Source organism: Cupriavidus pinatubonensis (assembly GCF_019602855.1).
Taxonomy (GTDB): domain Bacteria; phylum Pseudomonadota; class Gammaproteobacteria; order Burkholderiales; family Burkholderiaceae; genus Cupriavidus; species Cupriavidus pinatubonensis.
Map to the genome: position 1 here is coordinate 2201856 of NZ_CP080767.1, position 24583 is coordinate 2226438.

19 protein-coding genes are annotated in these 24583 nt (G+C 64.5%); 4 read left to right on the top strand and 15 right to left on the bottom strand.

Annotated elements, in window-relative coordinates; translation table 11 throughout:
• Positions 1–578: 578 nt before the first annotated feature.
• The gene (locus K2O51_RS22665; protein WP_220630752.1) at positions 579–3380 is read left to right on the top strand and encodes an autotransporter family protein; all 2802 of its coding nucleotides are present in this window, start codon (positions 579–581) and stop codon (positions 3378–3380) included.
• Between the two features lie 85 nt (positions 3381–3465).
• Here K2O51_RS22665 and clpB read toward each other — a convergent pair whose 3' ends face one another.
• The 15 genes from clpB to K2O51_RS22740 form a co-directional block, all read right to left on the bottom strand.
• On the bottom strand, positions 3466–6054 hold the full coding sequence (gene clpB, locus K2O51_RS22670; protein WP_011298142.1) for an ATP-dependent chaperone ClpB: 2589 nt from the start codon (positions 6052–6054) through the stop codon (positions 3466–3468).
• A 324-nt stretch (positions 6055–6378) separates the two neighbouring features.
• Positions 6379–8502 carry a D-(-)-3-hydroxybutyrate oligomer hydrolase gene (locus K2O51_RS22675; RefSeq protein WP_011298143.1) on the bottom strand — a complete coding sequence of 708 codons (2124 nt, stop codon included), beginning with the start codon at positions 8500–8502 and terminating at the stop codon, positions 6379–6381.
• Positions 8503–8690: 188 nt separating this feature from the next.
• Positions 8691–9767, bottom strand: a complete 1077-nt coding sequence (locus K2O51_RS22680) for a branched-chain amino acid ABC transporter permease (RefSeq protein ID WP_011298144.1) — start codon at positions 9765–9767, stop codon at positions 8691–8693.
• Between the two features lie 13 nt (positions 9768–9780).
• The gene (locus K2O51_RS22685) at positions 9781–10806 is read right to left on the bottom strand and encodes a branched-chain amino acid ABC transporter permease (protein ID WP_220630753.1); all 1026 of its coding nucleotides are present in this window, start codon (positions 10804–10806) and stop codon (positions 9781–9783) included.
• A 78-nt stretch (positions 10807–10884) separates the two neighbouring features.
• On the bottom strand, positions 10885–11634 hold the full coding sequence (locus tag K2O51_RS22690) for an ABC transporter ATP-binding protein (protein ID WP_011298146.1): 750 nt from the start codon (positions 11632–11634) through the stop codon (positions 10885–10887).
• A complete protein-coding gene (locus K2O51_RS22695) occupies positions 11627–12394 on the bottom strand; it encodes an ABC transporter ATP-binding protein (RefSeq protein ID WP_011298147.1) in 768 nt (255 codons plus the stop codon). The genes K2O51_RS22690 and K2O51_RS22695 overlap by 8 nt, the downstream gene beginning before the upstream one ends.
• Before the next feature lie 32 nt (positions 12395–12426).
• Positions 12427–13614, bottom strand: coding sequence for a substrate-binding domain-containing protein (locus K2O51_RS22700; protein ID WP_011298148.1), 1188 nt, complete (start codon positions 13612–13614; stop codon positions 12427–12429).
• Between the two features lie 51 nt (positions 13615–13665).
• Positions 13666–14301 (bottom strand): TetR/AcrR family transcriptional regulator, encoded by a 636-nt coding sequence (locus tag K2O51_RS22705; protein WP_011298149.1) that lies wholly within the window; start codon positions 14299–14301, stop codon positions 13666–13668.
• Between the two features lie 216 nt (positions 14302–14517).
• Positions 14518–14898: a fluoride efflux transporter CrcB gene (gene crcB, locus K2O51_RS22710; protein WP_011298150.1), complete on the bottom strand. Its 381-nt coding sequence runs from the start codon at positions 14896–14898 to the stop codon at positions 14518–14520.
• A complete protein-coding gene (moaE, locus tag K2O51_RS22715; protein WP_011298151.1) occupies positions 14898–15398 on the bottom strand; it encodes a molybdopterin synthase catalytic subunit MoaE in 501 nt (166 codons plus the stop codon). The genes crcB and moaE overlap by 1 nt, the downstream gene beginning before the upstream one ends.
• Position 15399: 1 nt before the next feature.
• On the bottom strand, positions 15400–15657 hold the full coding sequence (gene moaD, locus K2O51_RS22720) for a molybdopterin converting factor subunit 1 (protein ID WP_011298152.1): 258 nt from the start codon (positions 15655–15657) through the stop codon (positions 15400–15402).
• A 26-nt stretch (positions 15658–15683) separates the two neighbouring features.
• On the bottom strand, positions 15684–16925 hold the full coding sequence (locus K2O51_RS22725) for a molybdopterin molybdotransferase MoeA (protein WP_011298153.1): 1242 nt from the start codon (positions 16923–16925) through the stop codon (positions 15684–15686).
• A gap of 179 nt (positions 16926–17104) precedes the next feature.
• A complete protein-coding gene (thrC, locus tag K2O51_RS22730; RefSeq protein WP_011298154.1) occupies positions 17105–18553 on the bottom strand; it encodes a threonine synthase in 1449 nt (482 codons plus the stop codon).
• 21 nt (positions 18554–18574) lie between these two features.
• Complete coding sequence (locus K2O51_RS22735) at positions 18575–19885, bottom strand: homoserine dehydrogenase (RefSeq protein WP_011298155.1); 1311 nt, start codon at positions 19883–19885, stop codon at positions 18575–18577.
• A 49-nt stretch (positions 19886–19934) separates the two neighbouring features.
• Positions 19935–21170, bottom strand: coding sequence for a pyridoxal phosphate-dependent aminotransferase (locus K2O51_RS22740; protein WP_041679980.1), 1236 nt, complete (start codon positions 21168–21170; stop codon positions 19935–19937).
• A 312-nt stretch (positions 21171–21482) separates the two neighbouring features.
• Between K2O51_RS22740 and K2O51_RS22745 the strand changes: the two genes are divergently transcribed.
• The 3 genes from K2O51_RS22745 (at position 21483) to K2O51_RS22755 (ending at position 24580) form a co-directional block, all read left to right on the top strand.
• The gene (locus K2O51_RS22745; RefSeq protein ID WP_011298157.1) at positions 21483–21872 is read left to right on the top strand and encodes an Mth938-like domain-containing protein; all 390 of its coding nucleotides are present in this window, start codon (positions 21483–21485) and stop codon (positions 21870–21872) included.
• 160 nt (positions 21873–22032) lie between these two features.
• On the top strand, positions 22033–22500 hold the full coding sequence (locus K2O51_RS22750) for a peroxiredoxin (RefSeq protein ID WP_011298158.1): 468 nt from the start codon (positions 22033–22035) through the stop codon (positions 22498–22500).
• A 376-nt stretch (positions 22501–22876) separates the two neighbouring features.
• Entirely contained in the window at positions 22877–24580 is a 1704-nt protein-coding gene (locus K2O51_RS22755; RefSeq protein ID WP_140950864.1) for a PhoH family protein, read from the top strand.
• Positions 24581–24583 lie beyond the last annotated feature (3 nt).

The following is a 24583-nucleotide window of genomic DNA, read 5'->3' on the forward strand; positions in this document are numbered from 1 at the left end:
TTGGCTTGCCCGCCATGTGTGGTCGGGCTTATGTCAGGAGCAAGACTACCGAGGGGCCTATCTGAACGGAACGAATGGTTTCGCCGATCCTTGCGTGTTTTCCGCATAAGATCGCGCGGAAATATGCACATGCCGGTGGAGGGTGACGCAGGGTGGCTCCCCTGGTCAATCGGACACCAAAAGCGCACGCCCAAAAGAAAACGCCCGCACCGTATGACCGGTGCGGGCCAAGTTTCCATTCGGAAACGGGTAGACAAGTCATGAAGAGCGCCCCCGCATCTCCATGACAGAACCAATGGTATCGGGACAGCCTCGATTCCGGATTGATCAAGGTCAAGCCGGGCTCATTGCGTCGGGTCGCATGGATTTTTCGGTTCGCCGCGCCGGGTTGCGCCGCCCGCATCACAAACCGTTCAGTACTTTGCTGCATCGCAAAACACTTTATCGGGCGCTCAAAAAACTGCAATTGCGTACGCCGTTTGCTGCCGTTAGTGTCCCTTTCGGTTTTCATAACGTGCCGCCCGGCGCGCCCGCTTATGCTCGCGAGATCTTCCCTGGCGTTGCTTATCTTCGGTGCCATGCCCGGAGTCCCCGAGGCCGAAGCGGCCGAATGTTCGCCATGGCAAGGCGGCAAGGCCGTTGCCAATGCGTGCGAGCTGACGCTTGCCGGTGGCACCATCGATACCGGCCGGGGCGATTACCAGGCTGCGGTGACTGCGCAAGACGGCGGCATCGTGACGGCCACCGGCCCGCTCAAGCTGTTCACCGCCGGCAACGACGCAACGGGCATCTTCGCGCAAAGCCAAGGCAAGATCACGCTCACCGTGCCCGGCAATTCCGTGATGACAAGCGGCAAGAATTCCTACGGCGTGCAGAGCTTCGGCTCGCAATACATCACCGCGCAAGCCACGATCGTGACCTCGGGCGAGCAATCGCACGCGGCGTTCGAAGACTTCGGCGGCGCCATCCGGCTGACGGACTCTGACCTCACGACCAGCGGCGCGCGCGCGGCAGGCGCGGCGATTCAGGGCGGCGGCGTCATCGACCTGGAAGGCACCACCACCATCACCACGCACGGCGATTCGGCGCCGGGCCTGTTTGCGACCGATGCGGGTTCACGCGGAATTCTCGGCGTGAACGGCGCTGGCAACTTCACGATCCGCACCAACGGCGCCGACGCCCCGGCAGCCATCGCTCGCAACGGCGGCGTGCTGAACCTGCGTGGCAACAGTGCCATTACGACAGCGGGCCGCGGCAGCCATGGCCTGTATGTGTACGCCGATGGCTCCAGCCTGACGGCGCAGAACGCGCAGGTCCGCACCGAAGGCCCATCCGCCCTTGGCGCGCTCGCGACGCAGCACGGCGCCATCACGCTGGCCGATAGCACCATCACCACGACTGGCCCAGGCAGCCATGGGTTGTCTGTCCATGAGGGCGCCAGCATGGTCGCGCGCAATGTGACGGTCAACACGTCGGGTCAGCAGGCCCATGGGGCCGAGCTCGCCAACGGCGCACGGCTCGACCTGTACAACGTGACCCTACGCAGCACCGGCAGCGGCGCTGGCCTCTACAGCTATGCTGCCGACGCCAATGCGCCTGTTACCGTGCTGATCGACGGCGGCCTTGTCGATACGGCGCAATCAACCGCCCAGGTAGCGGGCAGCAATATGGATCTGACCGTGCGGAACGGGGCCATCCTGCGCGCCGGCACAGGACGCGTGGCCGAAGTCATGTCGATGAACGGCCAGGCGGCACGGCTCACCCTGGCAGCCGACCGCGCCACGCTGAACGGTGACATCGTTGCCGATGCCGCCGGCGGCAACATTGCAGATATCACGTTGACCAACAGAACAGTGCTGACAGGGGCCGTCACCGGCGCACGCACGCTTGGCGTACAGCAAAGCCAGTGGACCGTCACTGCCGACAGCACCGTCGGCACGCTGACCAACAGCGGGGCCATCGTCTTCGGTGATGGCTTTCACCTGCTCGCCACGCGTAGCTACACCGGCCAGTCCGGCAATCTGACGCTCAATACCCGACTGGGCATCGACGAATCACCGTCCGATCGCCTGCAGGTCGCAGACATGGCATCCGGCACCACGGCGCTGCGCATACGCAATGCCGGTGGCCCCGGCGCCACCACGACCGGCAACGGCATACTCGTCATCGACGCCCACGCCAGTGAACCGCATGCCTTTGCGCTGGCCGGCCCCGTGGTCGCAGGCCCGTACGAGTACACGCTGCAGCGCGGCAGCACCGACGCGAGCGCGCCGCAGAGCTGGTACCTGCGCTCGACACTCGACTGTTCGGGCGCGGGAGCGCCGTCCCCGCCCTGCCCTGCGCCGAAGCCATCGCCCGCACCTCCTGGTCCTGTACGGCCGATTCCCAACTACCGGCCTGAAGTCTCGCTCTATACCGCCATCGCACCGCTGGCGCTTCAGTACGGCCGCTCGCTGATGGACACGCTGCATGAACGCATGGGCGAGCAGGCCGTGCTGCGCAACCGCAGCGACCTTTCAGGCGAGCCGGTGCCCAGCGCTGGCTGGAGCCGCGTCATCGGCATGCAGGGCAATCGCGATGGCGGCCAGCGTGGCATCTACGGCAAGACACCGAGCTACGACTATCGCTTCGCCGGCATGCAAATCGGCGCAGACCTGCTGCGCCACACGCATGACGACGGACGCCGCGACCACGCCGGCGTCTATGGCGCCATTGGCTACGCGGGCATGGATGTCGATCACTTCACCGGCGTGCGTGCCGGCACCAACCGCTTCGACGGCTACACGGTCGGCAGCTACTGGACCCACTACGGCCTGCAGGACTGGTACTTGGACGGCGTGATTCAGGGCACCTGGTACAACGTGCGCGCAAGCTCGAACCGCGGCCTGCCCGAACTGACCACCCATGGCGTCGGGCTTGCCTCATCCATCGAAGCAGGCTATCCGTTTGCCTTGGGCCAGGGCTGGGTGCTGGAACCGCAATCGCAACTGCTGTACCAGTGGGTGAAGCTCGACGACTCGTCGGATGCGGGCGCCACCGTGCACTTCGACAACGTCCGCTCGCTGGCGGGCCGTGTCGGCGCACGAATCGCCAGAACATGGCAAGACGACGAAGCTGTCCAGCCGCGCCAGTTCACCGTGTGGGCACGTGTATCGGCGTGGTATGAATTTCTTGGCGATCCGCTCACGGCGTTTTCCACTGCATCGGGGTTCATCCCGTTCCAGGCAGATCTGTCGGGCGGCTGGAGCGAACTCAAGGCCGGTTTCAGCGCAGAGTTCCGGCGCAACCTGTTCGCCTACGCCAGTGCCGGATACCAGCGCGGATTCGATGGCACGCGGCAGGCCTGGGACGGCAAGCTTGGCGTGCGGTTCAACTGGTAAGCCCGGGACAACAAAAAACCCGCCGCATCACTGCGGCGGGTTTTTGGCAAGCACATGAAGGCGACATTGCTGTCAGGCTTCGCGCTTACTGGGCAACTCCACCGATCACAAACGCCCCATCGGCATAGTCCACCGGCACCACATCCTTCGCAGCAAACTTTCCTTCCAGGATGGCACGTGCCACCGGGTTTTCGATCTGCTGCTGGATCGCCCGCTTGAGCGGACGGGCCCCGAACACCGGGTCGTAACCCGCGCTCGCGATCTTCTCCAGCGCCAGTTCGCTGACCTCCAGCGTCATGTCCATGCGGGCCAGGCGACCCTGCAGGCGTTGCAGCTGGATGCGCGCGATCGACTCGATGTTCTTCTGGTCGAGTGCGTGGAACACCACGACTTCGTCGATCCGGTTCAGGAACTCGGGCCGGAAATGCGTGCGCACCTCCTGCCATACCGCGCCCTTCACCGCTTCCTGCGGCTCGCCCACCATCGACTGGATGATCTGCGAACCGAGGTTGGACGTCATCACGATCACGGTGTTCTTGAAGTCCACCGTACGTCCCTGGCCATCGGTCAGGCGGCCATCGTCCAGCACCTGCAGCAGCACGTTGAAAACGTCCGGGTGTGCCTTCTCGACTTCGTCGAGCAGCACCACGCTGTACGGCTTGCGGCGCACGGCTTCGGTCAGGTAACCACCCTCTTCATATCCGACATATCCCGGCGGCGCGCCGATCAGGCGGCTCACGCTGTGCTTCTCCATGAACTCGCTCATGTCGATGCGGATCAGGTGCTCTTCCGAATCGAACAGGAACTCGGCCAGGGCCTTGCACAGTTCGGTCTTGCCGACACCGGTCGGTCCCAGGAACAGGAACGAGCCATACGGCTTGTTCTCGTCCGCGAGGCCCGCACGCGAACGGCGGATGGCATCGGACACCAGCCGCACGGCTTCGTCCTGGCCCACCACGCGGTTGTGCAGTCGGTCTTCCATCTTGAGCAGCTTCTCGCGCTCGCCCTGCATCATCTTCGATACCGGGATGCCCGTCGCGCGGCTCACCACTTCGGCGATTTCCTCGGCACCGACTTGCGTGCGCAACAGCTTGTTGGGCTGCTTCTGCTCGCTCGCTTCGGCGTCGGTCGCAGCCTTGAGTTTGCCCTCCAGGCCCGGCAGCTTGCCGTACTGCAGTTCCGCCACCTTGTCGAGCTTGCCTTCGCGCTGCAGCTTGGCGATCTCCAGCTTGACCTTCTCGATCTCTTCCTTCAGCGCAGCCGTACCCTGAGCGGCGCCCTTTTCGGCCTTCCAGATCTCGTCGAGATCCGCATACTCCTTTTCCAGGCGCGTGATCTCCTGCTCGATCAGGTCCAGGCGCTTGAGCGACGCTTCGTCGGTCTCTTTCTTGACCGCCTCGCGTTCGATCTTGAGCTGGATGGTGCGGCGCTCGAGCTTGTCCATCGCCTCCGGCTTGGAGTCGATTTCCATCTTGATGCGCGCAGCCGCCTCGTCGATCAGGTCGATGGCCTTGTCGGGCAGGAAGCGGTCGGTGATATAGCGATGCGACAGCTCCGCCGCAGCGACGATGGCCGGGTCGGTGATTTCAACGCCATGGTGCAGCTCATACTTTTCCTGCAAGCCGCGCAGGATGGCGATGGTCGCCTCCACGCTCGGCTCATCGACCAGCACTTTCTGGAAACGGCGCTCGAGCGCGGCGTCCTTTTCGATGTACTTGCGGTACTCGTCCAGCGTGGTCGCGCCGATGCAGTGCAGCTCGCCGCGCGCCAGCGCCGGCTTGAGCATGTTGCCCGCGTCGATCGCGCCTTCAGCCTTGCCGGCGCCGACCATGGTGTGGATCTCGTCGATAAAGACGATGGTCTGGCCTTCATCCTTGGCCACATCGTTCAGCACGGCCTTCAGGCGTTCCTCGAACTCGCCGCGGTACTTGGCGCCAGCCAGCAGGCCGGCCATGTCGAGCACCAGCACGCGCTTGTTCTTCAGGCTTTCGGGCACTTCGCCGTTGACGATGCGCTGCGCGAGGCCTTCGACGATCGCGGTCTTGCCCACGCCCGGCTCGCCGATCAGGACCGGGTTGTTCTTGGTGCGGCGCTGCAGGATCTGAATCGCACGTCGAATCTCGTCGTCGCGGCCGATCACCGGGTCGAGCTTGCCCATTCGAGCGCGCTCGGTCAGGTCGATGGTGTACTTCTTGAGCGCCTCACGCTGCGTTTCGGCGTCGGCGCTATTGACGGCATCGCCGCCGCGCACGGCCTGGATGGCCGCTTCCAATGGCTTGCGGTTCAGCCCGTTCTCGCGCGCAATGCGCCCGGCCTCGCCTTTGTCTTCCGACACGGCAAGCAGGAACAGCTCGCTGGCGATGAACTGGTCGCCGCGCTTGATGGATTCTTTCTCGGCGGCGTTAAGCAGATTGACCAGATCGCGGCCCACCTGGACCTCGCTGGTGCCCTGCACTTGCGGCAGACGCTTGATGGCCGCATCCAGCGCGGTCTGCAAGCCGTTCACGTTGACGCCGGCGCGCTGCAGCAGCGCCTTGGCTGCGCCGTCGTTCTGCGCAATCAGCGCACGCAGCAGGTGCTGCGGTTCGATGTATTGGTTGTCATTGGCCAGTGCCAGGCTTTGCGCATCAGCCAGCGCTTCCTGGAACCGGGTAGTCAGTTTGTCAAGACGCATAGGATTCCCTCTCTCAGTGAGTGTCCTGATGCTAGGAAGCTCGCCCCGCCGGACACTGGATGTCTTTCCGAAAGATAAGGCTTTGACTTGACATTTCAAGGCCACGCCGGAGCAATCTTGAAATGTCTGCGAGTGCGGGATGCGATACGCCAAACGAGCGGCACGGGACGTCGCTGTCTAGCGTAAGTCTTCCCTTGTTTCCAGAGAGGATTCCGCCCCGGAATGAGCCTTTCCCTCCACTACACCGGGAACGTCGCCAGATGACGTGCAAGTCACCGGCCGCACCGACCTCGCAGTCGCATTCGGTACGGACCCCGGCACGCATCAATCAGGCACATCGACAGAGCCAGTGCTGGCCGCGATCTGATTGGCAGCATCCGGACTTGCCGAGATCGGTGGCACGTTGACCGGCAGCAGCGTCGGCGCGGTCGTCGTATTGGTGGCGCCGCCACGCGGAATGGTGCGCACTACCTGCGACGGCGGCAGCGCCTTGCCGGTCGTGAGGTTGTCATAGACGGCATCGAGCGCACGGATCAGGTACAGGTGCAGCGGCACGTAACGGTTGCTGTACCCCGACACGGCCCCAATGAAAGCATCGAAATGCTGGGCGTTCTCGACTTCGATATACGACAGCTTGCTGGCCGCACCTTCCTGCTGCCGGTTGAATCCGAGATACGGCCGCGAGGTGTGATTCACGGGCAGCAGGCCGTCGCTGCGGCCGTGCACGATCAGCGCTGGCTTGCCGTGCAGGTTGCCCGAGCGCTGAATCTGCGACACGCCCGACTGCAGCGCCTGCGCCTGCGAATCGGTGCCAGTCAGCAGGTCGCGCAGGCACTTGGCCCCGTCGAAGTTGGCATCGGCCCGGTTATTGGAAGCCGACACCGACTGGCCGTTCATGAACGGCCCATGCTGCAGATCCCGGTCATTGATCAGTTGTACGGTACTGGTCGGCGGTACGCCGTTACCGGTAGCGAACATCGATGCCAGCACGGACGGCGCGATCGCCGCCGGCTTGAAGTCAGCCAGCGTGGCGGCGAAACTGTAGCCGCACAGCCGGTCGGTCACGCTGGCCCTGGCGTACGAATTGGCGTAGGTCACGGCAATCGAGGCCGCCGTATCGAATAGCGACAACGACGGATGGAGTGCATCCGATTCCGGCTCCCAGCCAGCCAGATGTAGCTGGTCGAGTGCACTCGCCGCCTGGTCACTCACCGTCGTGCCGGAAATCAACTTGTTGTCCACAAGTGTCTGGCAGCGGGAGATATAGAACTGGTTGGTGGCAAACGCCGGGGCATTGACCAGCGCGGTCGCCTGGGATGCGCATAGCTGCAGCAAGTTGGCCGTGGTGATGTAGTCGTACAGCAAACGACCCGACGCATTGACCGGCTTGCTGCCACGCTTGACGAGGATGCTGGCATTCGGCGGCAGGTTCAGGTTGGGCTCGGCCACGGCCACACCATCAATCAGCCCATCGGTATCCTGCTCGGCCGCGGCAACCGCCGCGCCGCCGCCATTGGATACGCTCGACGCAATCACGACGATCTTGCTCTTGGCCAGCGTGCGCTGGCGCACGCCGTTGGAGGCGACTGTGCCGAAGCGGTCATTGATGGCCCAGATGCCGAACTCGATCGCCTGCAGCGTGAACTTGCCCCAGTCCTTTTCGGGGTTTCGCTGGGAATGCGCGTGCTTGAAAGCCAGGCGATGCGGCACCTGCGCCGTGAAATCAGCGAGCGACAGGATGCCGGGTCTCGCGGCGAACTGGGCGTTGGTACCGGCTGCGCTACGCGTCGTGCGCGTGCCGTCGATCAGCGGCACGGTGTCGGTGTCGAGATCGTGCGGCGCGGCGCCGGTGCCCTTGTCGGTATAGGCCACCGCGCAGCCGCGCTTGAGTCCCCACTCGCCCACGGCAATGGCGCCATACACGCCACGCGAGCCGGAAGACGTCGCGGTAATCATGCACGGCTTGCTCTGGTTGAACGTGTTCGGGATCTGGACCAGCATGGTCACGTTTTCCTGCCCGCTGCCATCGTCGGAGAAGGCCAGATACTCCACACCAGCGATCTTGCCCTGCCCGGTGGTGACATTGCCCTGCGCATCCACATTGGGCCCGTAGAGCGAGCCAAAGCCGCCGCCGGCCGTGGTGTCCACGATAGCGCGGTAGTTGGTGTAGATCGCATAGCGGCGCAACTCGGCCGCGGTCGGGCTGTTCGGGCTCGCGGGGACAGGCGCCGTGGCGCTCGCCAACCCGTCCTTGCCGAGCCCGGCCGTCAGCAGGTCATCGGTCGCGCCATCGTAGGCCTGGATCGTCACCGTGCCGATGTTGGCCGGCTTGATGTTCGGGTTGGTGTTGCCGTCGCTGCTGTCGCCGCCCCCGCAGGCAACGGCCAGCAGTGCCGCCGCTGCCGCGAATGCTGCGTTGCCAAGGCGACGAAAGTTGTCATGGTGCATGGGACGCCTCCTGTTTTGCCGAGGTTTGCTGACGTTCCGCTCCTGCCGGTAAGACTATCGAACTGCAAACTGCCTGGTCTCACACCGCTTGTCCGTGACCCGAAAACCGCGTGCGCAGCTTGTGCTTTAGTGCCGGGCGTTCTGGTGCAGCCAATCACATACTTGGCATACCATCTCCGTGCGCCGGTTCAGGATGAGGCATCGCGCGACGAAGCGGCGCCGCGCAGCCGTCCCACCACGCCCTGCGGAAAATAATAGACGCTGAGGATGAACAGCAGCCCCAGCCACAGCAGCCAGCGGTCCGGGTGCAACAGTCCGGCAAGTAAGGGCACGGACACCGTAGCATCGCTCGCGAGCTTCATCACATCCTGCAGGTAGGTCTGCGCCAGGAGGAACAGCGTCGTGCCGATGACCGCGCCATAGAGCGTGCCCATGCCGCCGATCACGACAATCAGCAGGATATCGACCATGATCTCGAACGACAGCGAGGTGTCCGGCCCGTTGTACCGCAGCCAGATCGCCATCAATACACCAGCCATGGTCGCGAATATGGCAGACAGTACCGTGGAGACTGTGCGGTAGACCACGGTCCGGTAGCCGATCGCCTCGGCGCGGAAATCGTTCTCGCGGATGGCCTGCAATACCCGGCCGAACGGCGAGTTGACGATGCGCAGCAACAGCAGGAACAGCAGCACGGCGCCGGCAAAGACCAGGTAGTAGCTCAGCAGCTTGCCATTGAGCGGCGCGCCGAACCATTCGGCGTCCCCAAGCGAAAAGCCGGGGCGCAAGGCCTCCGGCACCTTGAAGGTCAGGCCGTCCTCGCCGCCGGTCCATTCTGACAGCTGCGAGATCAGCGTGGCAAAGGCCGTGGCCACGGCCAGCGTGATCATGGCAAAGAAGATGGCCCGCACGCGCAGCGAGAACAGGCCGATCAGGAACGCCAGCACGGCCGACACCGCCAGCGCCGCCACGGTTCCCGCCAGCAGCGCGCCCCACCCCGGCTCCATGCGCGACATGGCAATCGCCACGCCGTAGCCGCCGATGCCGAAGAACATGGTGTGGGCAAACGACACGATGCCGGTATAGCCAAGCAGCAGGTCATAGCTGCCCACCAGCACCACGAAGATGCAGATCTTGGCCGCCATGTTGAGCGCGCGGGCGCCCGGAAACACGAACGGCGCACAGGCCAGGGCCAGCACGATCAGCACCAGCATCGCGCCCAGCAAGCGGCTGCGCGGCAGGTCGCCCGAAAGCAGTCGGATCATGTCGCGTCTCCTCTCAGCGCCTGGCCGCCGCAAACAGCCCTTGCGGCCGCCACAGCAGGATCAGCATCATCAGCAGGATGTTCGAGAACAGAGCCACCTTGGGGAACAGGAAGCCTGTGTAGTTAGCCATCAGCCCCACCAGCACAGCGCCGACAAAGCAACCGGTGGTGGAGCCCAGTCCGCCGATGATAATGACGATGAAGATCAGCACATTGACCTGCGCGCCGATCGCCGCCGTGATGTTCTGCTGGTACAGGCCCCACAGCACGCCGCCCATGCCCGCCAGCGCGGCCCCGGCCACGAACACGCCGATGAACAGGCGCCGCACGCGATAGCCCAGCGCTTCCACCATCTCGCGGTTTTCCACACCGGCCCGGATCAGCAGGCCGATACGCGTGCGGTTGAGCAGCAGCAGCATGGCGATGAAGACCACCAGCCCGAGTACCATGGCGACTAGCCGGTACTTCTCGATCGCGGCATCGCCGAGCAGCACCGCGCCGCGGAACGCCGCTGGCACCTCGAGTGCGATGGTTTCCGGCCCCCAGATGGCCCTGATCAACTGCTCGGCCACGATCATGCCGCCCATGGTGATCAGGATCTGCTTCAGGTGCTGGCCGTAGACCGGGCGCACCACCACGCGCTCGAAGAACAGCCCCACCGCCCCGGCCGCCGCCATGGCGGCGAACACCGCCAGCGCGAACACCGCGAGGTTCAGCGCGAGGCTGTCGGCCTGGACCCAGCCCGACAGCGGCAACAGCACCGATGCCGCCACATAGGCGCCCAGCGCAATGAAGGCGCCATGGCCGAAATTGAGCACGTCCATCAGGCCGAACACGAGCGTCAGGCCCGACGAGACCACGAAGATGATCATGCCCATGGCCAGTCCGGCAATGGTCAGCGTCAGCCAGGTCGAACCGCTGCCCACGAGCGGGAATGCCAGCAGCATCAGCAGCGGCACCAGGGCCAGCGGCGTCCAGTCACGCCGGACTTTCGGCAGCGATGCCGCGCCTGCCGAGGGCAACGTGGTTGAAGTTGTCATGTGTCTCGTCCTGCTGATCGTGTACTCGCTTCCCGCGCGTGCGGGAAAGGCCAGCAAATCCTCGAACTGCGTGCGTCCTTACTGGTGCGCTGCCAGCGACAACCCAAGCAGGCGCTGCTGCAGCGTTTCATCCTGCGCCAGCGCCGCCATCGTGCCGGTGTGCACGATACGCCCGTCATCCATCACGGCCACCGTATCGCCCACCGACTTTGCCATATGGAAATTCTGCTCGACCAGCAGGATCGACACCTCGGTCTGCTTCAGTTCGCGGAACACGGCGATCATGTTCTGGATGATGGCCGGCGCCAGTCCCTTGGTCGGTTCATCAACAATCAGCAGCTTGCGCGGTTCGATGATGGCGCGTGCCACCGACAGCATCTGCTTCTGGCCGCCCGACAGGACCCCGGCGCGCTGGTGCCAGAACGTCTTTAGCGCTGGGAACATGCGGAAGACCCAGTCCAGCCGCCGCTCGTCGATGGCGCCGCTACGCGCGGCCAGCCTCATGTTCTCGGCCACTGTCAGATCGGAAAACACGCCCATGTTCTCGGGCACGTAAGCAATGCCAGCCTGCGCGATGGCCGGCGTGCCGTGTCCGGTGATGTCGCCACCATCAAACGCCACCGTGCCCGCACTGGCGCGCCACAGGCCCATGATCGTGCGCAGCGTCGTGGTCTTGCCCGCGCCGTTGCGCCCCAGCAGCATGGTCACACCGCCGCGCGGCACGTCGAAGCTCACGCCATGCAGGATGTGATACGGGCCGATATGGGTCTGCACATCGCGCAGACGCAGGATCGGGCTTGCGCTGGCGTGGTCATGTTGTTCACGCATGGCTTGCCTCCATGCCGGTTTCGGCCACGCCCAGATACGCCTGCTGCACGATCGGCGACGCAATCACCTCCGCCGGGTCGCCGTCCGCCATCAGCGTGCCGTTGTGCAGCACGATGATGCGGTCGGCCAGCGAGCGCACCACGTCCATCTTATGTTCGACGAGCAGCACGGTCTTGCTGCGGTCCTGCCGGATTTCGCGGATCAGATCCAGGATCACCGGCACCTCGTCCACGCTCATGCCGGCCGTCGGCTCGTCGAACATGAAGATACGCGGCTGCAGCGCCAGCAAGATGCCAACCTCGAGCTTGCGCTGGTCGCCATGCGGCAGCGCGGCCACCGGCAGGTGCCGCTTGTCGGCCAGCGCCACGCGTTCCAGGCAAGCCTCCGCCTGCGCGCGCACGCCGCGGTGGCTGGTCCACATCGACAGCAGGTCGATGCCGCGCTGCTGGCGCGCCTGCACGGCCAGGCGCACGTTTTCCAGCACCGGCAGGTTCGGGAACAGGCTGGTCAGCTGGAACGCGCGCCCGATGCCGCGGCGCGCCTTGAGCGAGACCGGCAGGCGAGTCACGTCCTCCCCGTCCAGCAGGATCTGCCCTGCCATGGCAGGCAGCTGTCCCGAGATCAGGTTGAAGTAGGTCGTCTTGCCCGCGCCGTTGGGACCCACGATACACGTCAGCTCGCCGGGCCGGAACGCGCACGACACCGCATTGACGGCCACATGGCCGCCGAAGCGGATGGTCAGATCGCGCGTTTCCAGCATCGGCGGCGTTGCCGCAGTGGCCGCCACGTCCGTCAGCGCCGGTTGCGGATCGGTACGTTCATTTCTTCGGGCTTGATCTCGCGGACCAACTCGGGCACGCCCCAGGCGAACGCCGGGTCTACCTTGATCTTGAAGTGGTACATGGACTGCATCGCCTGGTGGTCTTCCTTGCGGAAGACCATCCGGCCCTTGGGCGTTTCGAACGCCATGCCTTCCATTGTCGAGATCAGCTTTTCGGTGTTGGTGTCGCCGCCCGTCTTCTTCAGCGCTTCCACCAGCGCGATGCCGGCCGACATGCCGCCAGCCGTAAAGAAATCAGGCGGCGACTTGAACTTGCTGTAGTGGTTCGACACCAGCCATTCGTTGGCCTTGTTCTTCGGAATGCCGAAGTAGTAGTACGTCGCGCCTTCCATGCCCGGGAAATTCTTGTAGCTGGTCATGGCCGGCAGGATGTTGCCGCCCGAGGCAATCTCGATGCCGTAGCGTTTCGGGTCGAGGTCCGCGATCTTGAACGGGTTGCCCGCACCGGCCCAGATGATGAAGATCACCTTGCGGCCGGGCTTGTCCTTGAGCGAATCGAACAGCCGCTGCGCACCGGCGGTGAAGTCGGTGGTGTTGGTCGGCAGGTATTCCTCATGGACAATCTTCGCGTTCTTCAGCGCGCCCTTGAACGCCTTCACGCCATCACGGCCGAAGGCGTAGTCCTGCGCCAGCGTGGCGATCTGCACGCCGGGCTTGTCCAGTGCCACCGCGTTGGAGATGGCATCCTGCGACGAGTTGCGACCGGTGCGGAAGATGTAGCGGTTCCACTTATCCCCAGTAATGGAATCGGCGACGGCGGGCTCGACCAGCAGGATCTTCTTGTATTCCTCCGCCACGGGCAGCATGGCCAGCGCGGTGCCGGACGACGTCGGCCCCAGCGCGATATCGGCGCGGTCATCGCTGTAGGCAGCCGCGAGCTGGGCCTTCGCCACATCGGGCTTGCCCTGGGTGTCCTTCTCGATCACCACGAGCTTGTTGCCGTTGACGGTCATGGTGCCGTTCGTGGCGTACTCCAGGCCCATCATGAGTCCAGTCTGGGTCTGCTTGGCATAGGCTTCCAGCGCGCCGGTCTTGTCGTAGACGTGGGCAATGCGGATGTCCTTGGCAAGCACGCCCGCACTGGCGAGCAAGCCGGCGGCCAGCGCCAGGGCATGTATGGCGATCGTTCTGCGTTGCATGGTTGTCTCCTCTTTTTCTTGTCGCTTCGGTATCTCGGCCGCCGCCAGCCATCACCGCGCTTGCAGCCCGTGCGTGATCATGTCGAACGCGGCATCGACCACCTTCTCCATCGATGCCGGCCGTTTCCACAGCGCATAGCGCATACCCAGGAAATTGCTGATGCCGATCAGGCACCAGGCGCGCACCTCGGCGTCGCCGGGTCGGAACTCGCCCTGCTCTGCCGCACGGCTCAGGCGCCGGCTGTAGAGATCGGCAAAGACCTGGAAGTAGCCGCTGTAGATGGTCTCGTCCACCGAATACGAATCGAGCACGATCCGGTAGAGGTTCTTGTGTCGGGAAACGAAGGACAGGAACGCCTTCAGGCCCAGCCGTTCGGCCTCGATCTGGCTGGTGGCCGGCGCCACGTGCTTGCGCAGGTGGGTGCGCAGCAGCTCGAGCATGTGCTGGACCAGCGCGCGGAAGACATCTTCCTTGTCCTTGAAGTACAGGTAGAAGGTGCCCATGGCCACCTTGGCTTCCTGCGTGATCTCGGAAATCGATGCGACGTAGTAGCCTTTCTCGCCGAACACCTTCTCGGCGGCACGCAGCAGGGACTCGCGGGTTTTCTGCCCGCGCGGGGTCTTGGGCGGGCAGATGCCGGATTCAGTCCTGGCGGATTCAGTCCTGCCGGAGTCGGTCTGGGACATCGTGTCTCCACTGTGGCGCTCGGGCGCCCTCTGTGTGTGCAAGCTGTGTCCCGCGCCCTGCCCGCCGTCCGGCCTCCTCTGCCCGGAGCGGCCCTGCGAAACATGATGACTGATTCATGTTTCATCGTATGAGGCCTCGGCGGCCGATGTCAATTCATGGCTTTCCCGTATCACGCCGCGCGAGCGAGCCGACGGGCGCGGCTGCCGATACGGCCTTCAGGCCAGCAGGCGGTACGTCCAGAGGCCCAGCGCGGCGAACAGCAACGAGCCGCCAAGGTGGCTGAGCAGATGCAGCAAGGCCCAGCCGTAGTCACCTGATATCAGGTTGGCCAGCGCTTCGCTGGAAAAGGTGGAGAACGTCGTCAGGCCGCCGAGGAAGCCCGTGATGGCCAGCAGCCGCCATTCCGGCGGTAACCCGGGATGAGTATCGAAAAAGCCCACGGCTAGCCCGATCAGGTATCCGCCGAGCAGGTTGGCGGCCAGCGTGCCGTACGGCAAGGCCGGGTTCAGGGCGTTCCACATGACCGATAACCCCCAGCGCAGCCACGCGCCGACCGCAGCGCCGATGCCGACCGCAACGAATCCGAGCGGCCCCATCAGGCCTCGCCGTCGCTGTCGGCTTCAGTGCCGCTCGCGTTGAAGGACGGAATCCCCCAACGCTTCAGGGCCGCCTCGTCGGTCACGCGGGCGTCGACCCAGCGCGCACCTTCCGGCGTCTCTTCCTTCTTCCAGAACGGCGCTTCGGACTTGAGGTAGTCCATGATGAATTCGCACGCCGCAAACGCATTGCCGCGATGCGCGGAGGCGACCGCCACCAGTACGATCTGGTCCAGCGGCAGCAGCGGCCCGACGCGGTGGATAATCGTCACGCCCAGTAGCTCCCAGCGCGCGCAGGCAGCGGCTTCGATGCGGGCGAGCGCCTTCTCGGTCATGCCGGGATAGTGCTCGAGCTCCATCGCGCTGACGGCGCTACCCTCGCTGATATCGCGTACCGTGCCGATGAAGCTTGCCACCGCGCCCACGGCCGGACGGCCGCTCCGTAGCGCCGCGACTTCGGCGCCGAGGTCGAAATCCTCCCTCTGTACCCTGACGCTCATGTCAGCCTCCGGTGACCGGTGGGAAGAAGGCCACCTCGCAGCCTTCGGTGATCGCCGTATCAGCGCGTGCCACGGCGTGGTCAACGGCCATGCGCAGCGCACGGCCTTCCGCCAGCGCTTCCGCCCACGCGCCACCGCGCGCACGCAGCCATTGGCGAAGCTCGCCTACCGTGCGCACGTCGCCCGGGACTTCGGCGCGCTCCCCGGCAACGCCCAGTTGTTCGCGCACGCTGGCAAAGAAACGTAGTTCGATGTTCATCGCGACTTCTTGCACCTTATGGCCCACTATGCGAGCAGGCCGTCGAACGGAATGAACTGCACGGTATCGCCGTGCGCGATCGCCCGGTCGGGCGGGTTGTCGATCAAGCCGTCGCCCCACACCGTGGAGGTCAGCACGCCCGAACTCTGGTTCGGGAACAGGTCCAGGCCGCCATTGGCGTTGATGCGCGCGCGCAGGAACTCGTTGCGGCGGTCGCCCTTCTTCAGTTCGAAGTCCGCTCGCAGCGGCAGGCGCCGCGGCGCCACGTCGGCCACGCCTTGCAGGCGCAGGATGAATGGCCGCACGAACAGCAGGAACGTGACGAAGCTCGACACCGGGTTGCCCGGCAGCCCAAGGAAGAACGCCGCATCGCTGCTGCCATGGTTCACGTGCCCGAACGCCAGTGGCTTGCCTGGCTTGATAGCGATCTGCCACATGTCGAGACGCCCTTCGGCTTCGACCGCGGGCTTGATGTGGTCCTCTTCGCCGACCGAGACACCGCCCGACGTGATGATCAGGTCGTGGCCCTGCGCAGCCTTGCGCAGGGTCTCTCGCGTGGCAGCCAGCGTATCGGGGACGATGCCAAGGTCGCTGACTTCGCAACCGAGGTTCTCGAGCAGTCCACGCAGCGTGAAGCGATTCGAGTTGTAGATGGCACCCGGCTTCAGCGGCTCGCCAGGCATGGCCAGCTCGTCGCCCGTGAAGAACACTGCGACGCGTACACGCCGCACCACCTCCAGCCGTGCCTGGCCCACGGAAGCAGCCAGACCCAACGCCTGCGGTGTCAGCCGCGTACCGGCGGGCAGGATCACACTACCGGCTTCGATGTCCTCGCCGGCGCGGCGGATCCACTCGCCGGACTGCGGCACGTGGTTGACGATCACGTCATTGCCATCGGCCACGCACTGTTCCTGCATCACCACCGCGTCGGCGCCCGGCGGGATCAGCCCGCCGGTGAAAATGCGTGCGGCGGTGCCCGGCGCCAGTTCCGTACCGACATGGCCGGCCGGAATACGCTGCGACACCGGCAAGCGTGTACCGGCTGCGGGTACGTCCGCGGCACGCATCACGTAGCCATCCATCGACGTATTGTCGGCGGGCGGCACCTGCAGGGAACTGGTGACCGGCGTGGCCAGCACGCGGCCGTTGGCGGCCAGGGTATCGACCTGCTCGAACTGCGCCAGCGGGCGGGCGGCGGCCAGCAAGGCGTCGAGCGCCTGGGCCATGGTCAGCATCGGGGGGCGGGAAGACGCTGCAGCTTGGGTCATGGTGGGATGTGTGATTTCTGGGCGCCCATGAAAAACGGCCCGCGCATTGCGTCGCACTGGGTCATTCGACCTGGCGGGCAATCCGGGGGCCGCGACTGGGCCACGGCTAGCCTGATTGTAGCGAGTTGGCGCCGCCAAGGCATGCGGCGGCGCCGCAGCCACATTGGCGCCCGCTCCGCTTACAGGCCGGTGTGACCAGCGATAAAGGCCTTGACCTGGCTGGCGTCGTTGGCCATCACCTCGAAGCGCTGCGGCAGCTTCTCGATGCCTTCGAACGCCGCCGGGCGCTCGGGCTCGTGGCCCAGCGCTTCACGGATGGTGTCGGCAAACTTGGCCGGCAGCGCGGTTTCCAGCACTACCATCGGCACGTCGGCGCTGAGATGCTCACGCGCCACCTTGATGCCATCCGCGGTATGGGTATCGATCGTGATGCCATAGCGCGCCGACATGTCGCGGATCGTCGCCACGCGGTCCCCGTGCGTGCTGCGGCCCGAGACAAAGCCAAACTCGCCGCGGATGCGCTCGTACTCGGGCGTCCCCGACAGGTCGAAGCCGCCCTTCTCGTCCACATCGCGGAACAGCGCGGCCAGCTTGCCGGCGTCCTGGCCGAGCAGGTCGAAGATGAAGCGTTCGAAGTTCGACGCCTTCGAGATATCCATGCTCGGGCTCGACGTATGGTAAGTCTCGGCCGACTTGCGCACACGGTAGGCGCCTGTGCGGAAGAACTCGTCGAGTACGTCGTTCTCGTTGGTGGCAACCACGAGCTTGTCGATCGGCAAACCCATCATGCGCGCGATATGGCCGGCGCAGACGTTGCCGAAGTTGCCCGACGGCACGCAGAACGACACCTTCTGGCCTGGGCCCGTGGTCGCGAGCAGCCAGCCCTTGAAGTAGTACACGACCTGGGCCACCACACGCGCCCAGTTGATCGAATTGACCGTACCGATACGCTGGCGGGCCTTGTATTCGAGGTCGTTCGAGACCGCCTTGACGATGTCCTGGCAATCATCGAACACACCTTCCACCGCCAGGTTGAAGATGTTCGGATCTTGCAGGCTGAACATCTGCGCGGTCTGGAACGCGCTCATCTTGCGGTGCGGGCTCAGCATGAACACGCGGATGCCGCGCTTGCCGCGCATCGCGTATTCGGCAGCGCTGCCGGTATCGCCGGACGTGGCGCCCAGGATGTTGAGCTCCAGCCCGGCACGGCCCAGCGCGTACTCGAACATATTGCCGAGCAGTTGCATGGCCATGTCCTTGAAGGCCAGCGTCGGGCCGTTGGACAGGCCCAGCAGTTGCAGCTTCGTGCCGCCTTCCTCGCCCAGCGTGCGCAGCGGCGTGATGTCGGCGGTGTTATCGCCGGCGCGCGCGTTGCAGTACACCTCGGCGGTATAGGTCTTGCGCGTCAGCGCGCGCAGGTCCTCGGCCGGGATATCGTCGCAGAACTTGCTCAGGATCTCGAACGCCAGGTCGGCGTACGACAGCTTGCGCCAGGCCTCCAGCTCGTCGGCGGTGACCTGTGGGTACTGCACGGGCAGGTACAGGCCGCCGTCCGGCGCCAGGCCGCCCAGCAGGATTTCAGAGAACGATTGCGGCACTTCGTGGCCGCGGGTCGACTGGTATTTCATGGGTCCGGAATATCCTGCCGATCAGTTCAGTTCTTCCATGCGCAGGCGCGTGACCGGCGACAGCACAGTCGGCAGCGACTCGATCTTCGCAATGGCGGCATTGACATGCTTCTCGCGCGTCACGTGGGTCAGGATGATGATGTCGGTCTGCGGCTCGCCCTCGCGCGATTCCTTCTGCAGCATCGCGTCGATGGAGATGCCCCCCTCGGCCAGGATGCGCGTGATCTCGGCCAGCACGCCGGTCTCGTCGGACACGCGCATGCGCAGGTAGTAGGCGCTGTTGATTTCCTCGATCGGCAGCACCGGCACGTTCGACAGCTCGTCCGGCTGGAACGCCAGGTGCGGGACGCGGTGATTCGGGTCGGCGGTGTGCAGGCGGGTCACGTCCACCAGATCCGCAATCACGGCCGAGGCGGTCGGCTCGGCGCCGGCGCCCTTGCCGTAGTACAGCGTGGCGCCCACGGCGTCGCCCTGCACCAGCACCGCGTTCATCGCGCCTTCCACGTTGGCGATCAGGCGCGAGGCTGGCACCAGCGTCGGATGCACGCGCAGTTCCACGCCATCGTCACGGCGGCGCGTGATGCCCAGCAGCTTGATGCGGTAGCCCAGTTCCTCGGCGTACTTGATGTCGGTCGCGGCCAGCTTGGTGATGCCTTCCACATGGGCCTTTTCGAACTGCACCGGCATGCCGAACGCGATGGCGCTCATCAGCGTGACCTTGTGCGCGGCGTCGACACCTTCGATGTCGAAGGTCGGATCGGCCTCGGCATAGCCGAGTTGCTGAGCTTCCTTCAGGACCGTGTTGAAATCCAGGCCCTTGTCGCGCATCTCGGACAGGATGAAGTTCGTGGTGCCGTTGATGATGCCGGCGATCCACTGGATGCGGTTCGCGGTCAGGCCTTCGCGGAGTGCCTTGATGATGGGGATGCCACCGGCCACTGCGGCCTCGAACGCGACGATCACGCCCTTCCTGCGTGCGGCTTCAAAGATCTCGTTGCCGTGCACGGCCAGCAGCGCCTTGTTGGCGGTGACCACGTGCTTGCCGTTCTCGATGGCCTTCAGCACCAGCTCACGCGCGATGCCGTAGCCGCCGATCAGCTCGACCACGATGTCGATGTCCGGGCGCGCCACCACCAGGTTGGCGTCGTTGACAATTTCGACTTCGCCGTTGGTCAGCTCGCGTGCGCGCTCGGTGTTGAGATCCGCCACCACAGCGATCTCGATGCCGCGGCCAGCGCGGCGGCGAATTTCTTCCTGGTTGCGCTTGAGCACGTTAAACGTGCCGCTACCGACGGTACCGATGCCGAGCAGGCCAACTTTGATGGGGTTCATGGACGATCTGACTCTAGGTTGCTAAGGATAAGTTGCAGCGGCCACCTGATCAGGCAGCCACCTTGCCGTGGCGTTTTCGATACGCCTCCAGGAAGCGCGCAATGCGATTGATCGCCTCGCGCAGATCCTCCTCATGCGGCAGGAATACGATTCGGAAGTGGTCCGGCTTGTCCCAGTTGAAGCCGGAGCCCTGTACCAGCAGCACCTTGGACTCCTGCAGCAGTTCGTAAATGAACTCCTGGTCGTCCTGCACCGGGTACATCGACAGGTCCAGCTTCGGGAACAGGTACAGCGCGGCCTTGGGCTTGACGCAGCTCACGCCCGGAATCGCGGTGATCAGCTCATAGGCCAGGTCGCGTTGGCGACGCAGGCGGCCGCCTTCGGCAACCAGGTCGTTGATGCTCTGGTAGCCGCCCAGCGCGGTCTGGATGGCCCACTGCCCCGGCACGTTCGCGCACAGACGCATCGAGGACAGCATGTTCAGGCCCTCGATATAGTCGAGCGCCGGACGCTTGTCGCCCGACACCACCATCCATCCGGCACGGTAGCCGCACGAGCGGTAGTTCTTGGACAGGCCGTTGAAGGTCACCGTCAGCACGTCGGTCGACAGCGAGGCGATCGAGGTGTGGACATTGCCGTCGTACAGGACCTTGTCGTAGATCTCGTCGGCGAAGATGATCAGCCCGTGCTCGCGCGCGATCGCGACGATCTCGAGCAGCAGTTCGTCCGAATACAGCGCGCCGGTCGGGTTGTTCGGGTTGATGATGACGATGGCCTTGGTGTGCGGCGTGATGCGGGCACGGATATCGGCCGGATCAGGCATCCACTCGTTGGACTCGTCGCAGATATAGTGCACCGGCGTGCCACCCGACAGGCTCACTGCCGCAGTCCACAGCGGATAGTCCGGCGCCGGCACCAGAACCTCGTCGCCGCTGTTGAGCAGCGCGTTGACCGCCATCACGATCAGTTCCGAGGCGCCATTGCCCACGTAGATGTCTTCCAGGCCGACGCCCTGGATATTTTTCTGCTGCGTGTAATGCATGATCGCCTTGCGCGCGGCGAAAATGCCCTTGGAATCCGAATAGCCCGCCGAATTCGGCAGGTTGCGCATCATGTCCTGCTGGATTTCCTCCGGGGCATCGAAACCGAATACGGCCAGGTTGCCGATATTCAGCTTGATGATCTTGTGCCCCTCTTCCTCCATCTGCTTGGCCTTTTCCAGCACCGGGCCGCGGATGTCGTAGCAAACGTTATTGAGTTTGTTGGATTTCTGGATGGGTTTCACGGCGATATCGGCGGAGGCGAAAACTGCCGCGTCGGCGGCAGCGAACATGGGAATCCGGATGGAGTGTCTCGGGGGCGCCGTCCGCTGCGATGCAACGCAGTCACGCCGCGAAAGTGGCAGACACGGAGGCAAAAGCTATAATTTATCGGATTATGACAGACTTCGGCAGCAATTCTTGCATTGCAGCGTGCCTCGGGGATACCCGCCGCCCGCGCCTGCAGCCTGCCGCCAACCCGCTGCCTGCCCGCGCTGCCGGCCATCCGCCCCGCGGAAGGCACCGCTGCGCCAGCCAGGCCGCCTCCGGGGCCCAAATTGAAACTCCACGCTGACCAGCCACAGTCGCTCAATACCGTCACGGCCTACGGGCCAGACTACATTGAAATCAACCTGATACGTCACACGCACTCAGTCCTGGTACTGCCGGAGGGTGAAGTCCGTCCCTGGCCGGTACAACGCTTCGAAGACCTCGAGCCCGCCCACTTTGAGACGCTGGCCGAACTCGGGCCCGAAGTCGTGCTGCTGGGCACGGGTTCGAAGCTGCGCTTTCCACACCCGCGCCTGACCGCGTCGCTCGCGCGCAAGCATGTCGGAGTCGACGCCATGGACATGCAGGCCGCATGCCGCACTTACAATATCCTGATGGCGGAAGGGCGCAAGGTGGCGGCCGTGCTGCTGCTGGAGCCGGAAGCCACGGACAACTGAGCCGTCATTGGCCGCCAGGGAAAGTTAAGGCGACGCCACGCTTGAAGTTCGGCTGCACGCCCCAATCTGCCCCTTCCGTGACGCAGGCGCGCTACCCGTGCCCCCTGTGCCCACACTCTCGCAGCGTCTCCGACACCGCCCCTCCCCTGGAGCCATAATAATGACAGTCAGTCTCAACAAGGCAGTGCCCGACTTCAGCGCACCGGTCACTGGTGACGGCGGTACCTTCCGCCTGTCCGAGCACCGCGGCAAGACCGTGGTGCTGTACTTCTACCCGAAGGACAACACCCCCGGCTGCACGACCGAGGCCATGAACTTCCGCGACCAGTACGACGACTTCATCAAGGCCGGCGTGACCGTGTTCGGCATCTCGCGTGACAGCCTGCGCTCGCACGAGAACTTCAAGGCGAAACTCGAACTGCCGTTCGAACTGATCTCGGATCCCGACGAGGCCGTGTGCAATCTCTTCGATGTCATGAAGATGAAAAAGCTATATGGCAAGGAACACCGCGGCGTCGAACGCAGTACTTTCATCGTCGACGGCAAGGGCATCCTGCGCCACGAGCTGCGCGGCATCAAGGTACCCAACCACGTGGACGAGGTGCTGGAGATCGTGCGCGGTCTCTGAAACACCATCCGCGTGGCCTCCGGCAACGCGAGCCGATTGGCATTGCTGCGACACCACGCATACCCCGCGTGACTGGCAATTGCCAAACCGAAAACCTTCGGATACATTGGGTCGTAATGAGTTCAGATTCCGGATGCCACGCTGATTCGACTTCCTGGCCCAGGCGGTTCGCGCCGCAGGCCGGTAGCGGATCTGCCGTGTCGCAGGTCCGCAAGCAAGCCGCCAAACCTGTACCGCAGGGCTGGCGGCTTTTTTGTTTATCCGATGCCCCGGGTGCCTCGCGCGTGCATGCCCCGGTGGCCGCTGGCATTCTCCTTGCGAGTTGCCACACGGATAGTTCCGCCCCCATCTTGTCCCCCTGAAAGGAAAGCCAAGCATGCCGCTGCCTACCATGCCCGCCAAGCCTGCCCAATTGCTGGATCCGAGCGAGTTCGCTCCGGTCACTGCGGTGCCCAAGGCCAAAGCCGTCGCACAGGGGAAAAAACCTGTGCCGGCGCTCGAACGCGTGGCATTGCTGGAAACCGGCGAAACACAGGCGCCTGCCGTCAAGGCGCGCGCTGCCGGTGGCACCCGCGCCCGTTCGACACCCACGCAAGACATTCCCGCAACGCCCGCCGCCACACCTCCGGTCAGCCTGGTCAAACCGGCCGCCGGCCCGACGCGCCGCGCACGCAAGACCGAAGGTCCGAGCAAGCTGTTCGTGCTCGACACCAACGTGCTGATGCACGACCCGAGCTCGCTGTTCCGCTTTGAAGAGCACGACGTCTATCTGCCGATGATGACGCTCGAAGAGCTCGACAACCACAAGAAGGGCATGAGCGAAGTTGCGCGCAATGCGCGCACGGTCAGCCGCACGCTCGATTCGCTCGTGAGCGGCACCGGCGGCGGGCTCGATGACGGCCTGCCGCTGGCCAAGCTCGGCAACCGCGACGCGCAGGGCAAGCTGTTTTTCCAGACCAAGCTCAACGACATCAAGCTGCCCGAAGGCCTGCCGCAAGGCAAGGCCGACAACCAGATCCTGGGCGTGGTCAGCGCGCTGCAGCAGCAGTACCCCGAGCGCGAGGTCGTGCTGGTGTCGAAAGACATCAACATGCGCATCAAGGCGCGTGCCTTGGGGCTGCCGGCCGAGGACTACTACAACGACCAGGTTCTCGAAGACAAGGACCTGCTCTACGCAGGCGTGATGCAGCTGCCCAGCGACTTCTGGGCCAAGCACGGCAAGGGCGTGGAAAGCTGGCAGGACCCGAAGACTGGCGCGATGTTCTATCGCCTGACCGGCCCGCTCGTGCCCTCCTTCCTGGTCAACCAGTTCGTCTACCTGGAGCCGGTTGACGGCAGCCTGCCGCTCTACGCGCAGGTCAAGGAAATCAACGGCAAGACCGCGCTGCTGCAAACGCTCAAGGACTACACGCACCACAAGAACAATGTGTGGAGCGTGACGGCCCGGAACCGGGAGCAGAACTTCGCGCTGAACCTGCTGATGAACCCGGACATCGACTTCGTCACGCTGCTTGGCCAGGCCGGCACCGGCAAGACGCTGTTGGCCCTGGCCGCGGGCCTGGAGCAGGTGTTGGACCAGAAGCTGTACAACGAGATCATCGTCACCCGCGCCACCGTGCCGGTCGGCGAGGACATCGGCTTCCTGCCCGGCACCGAGGAAGAGAAGATGCAGCCGTGGATGGGCGCCTTTGACGACAACCTCGAAGTCCTGCAGAAGAGCGACGACAGCGCGGGCGAATGGGGCCGCGCTGCCACGCAGGAGCTGATCCGCTCGCGTATCAAGGTCAAGAGCATGAACTTCATGCGCGGCCGCACCTTCGTCAACAAGTTCGTCATCATCGATGAAGCGCAGAACCTGACGCCGAAGCAGATGAAGACGCTGGTCACGCGCGCGGGCCCGGGCACCAAGATCATCTGCCTGGGCAATATCGCGCAGATCGATACGCCGTACCTGACCGAAGGTTCGTCGGGCCTGACCTACGTGGTGGACCGCTTCAAGGGCTGGAGCCACAGCGGCCATATCACGCTGGCGCGCGGCGAGCGCTCGCGCCTGGCCGATCACGCTGGCGACGTACTGTAAGGC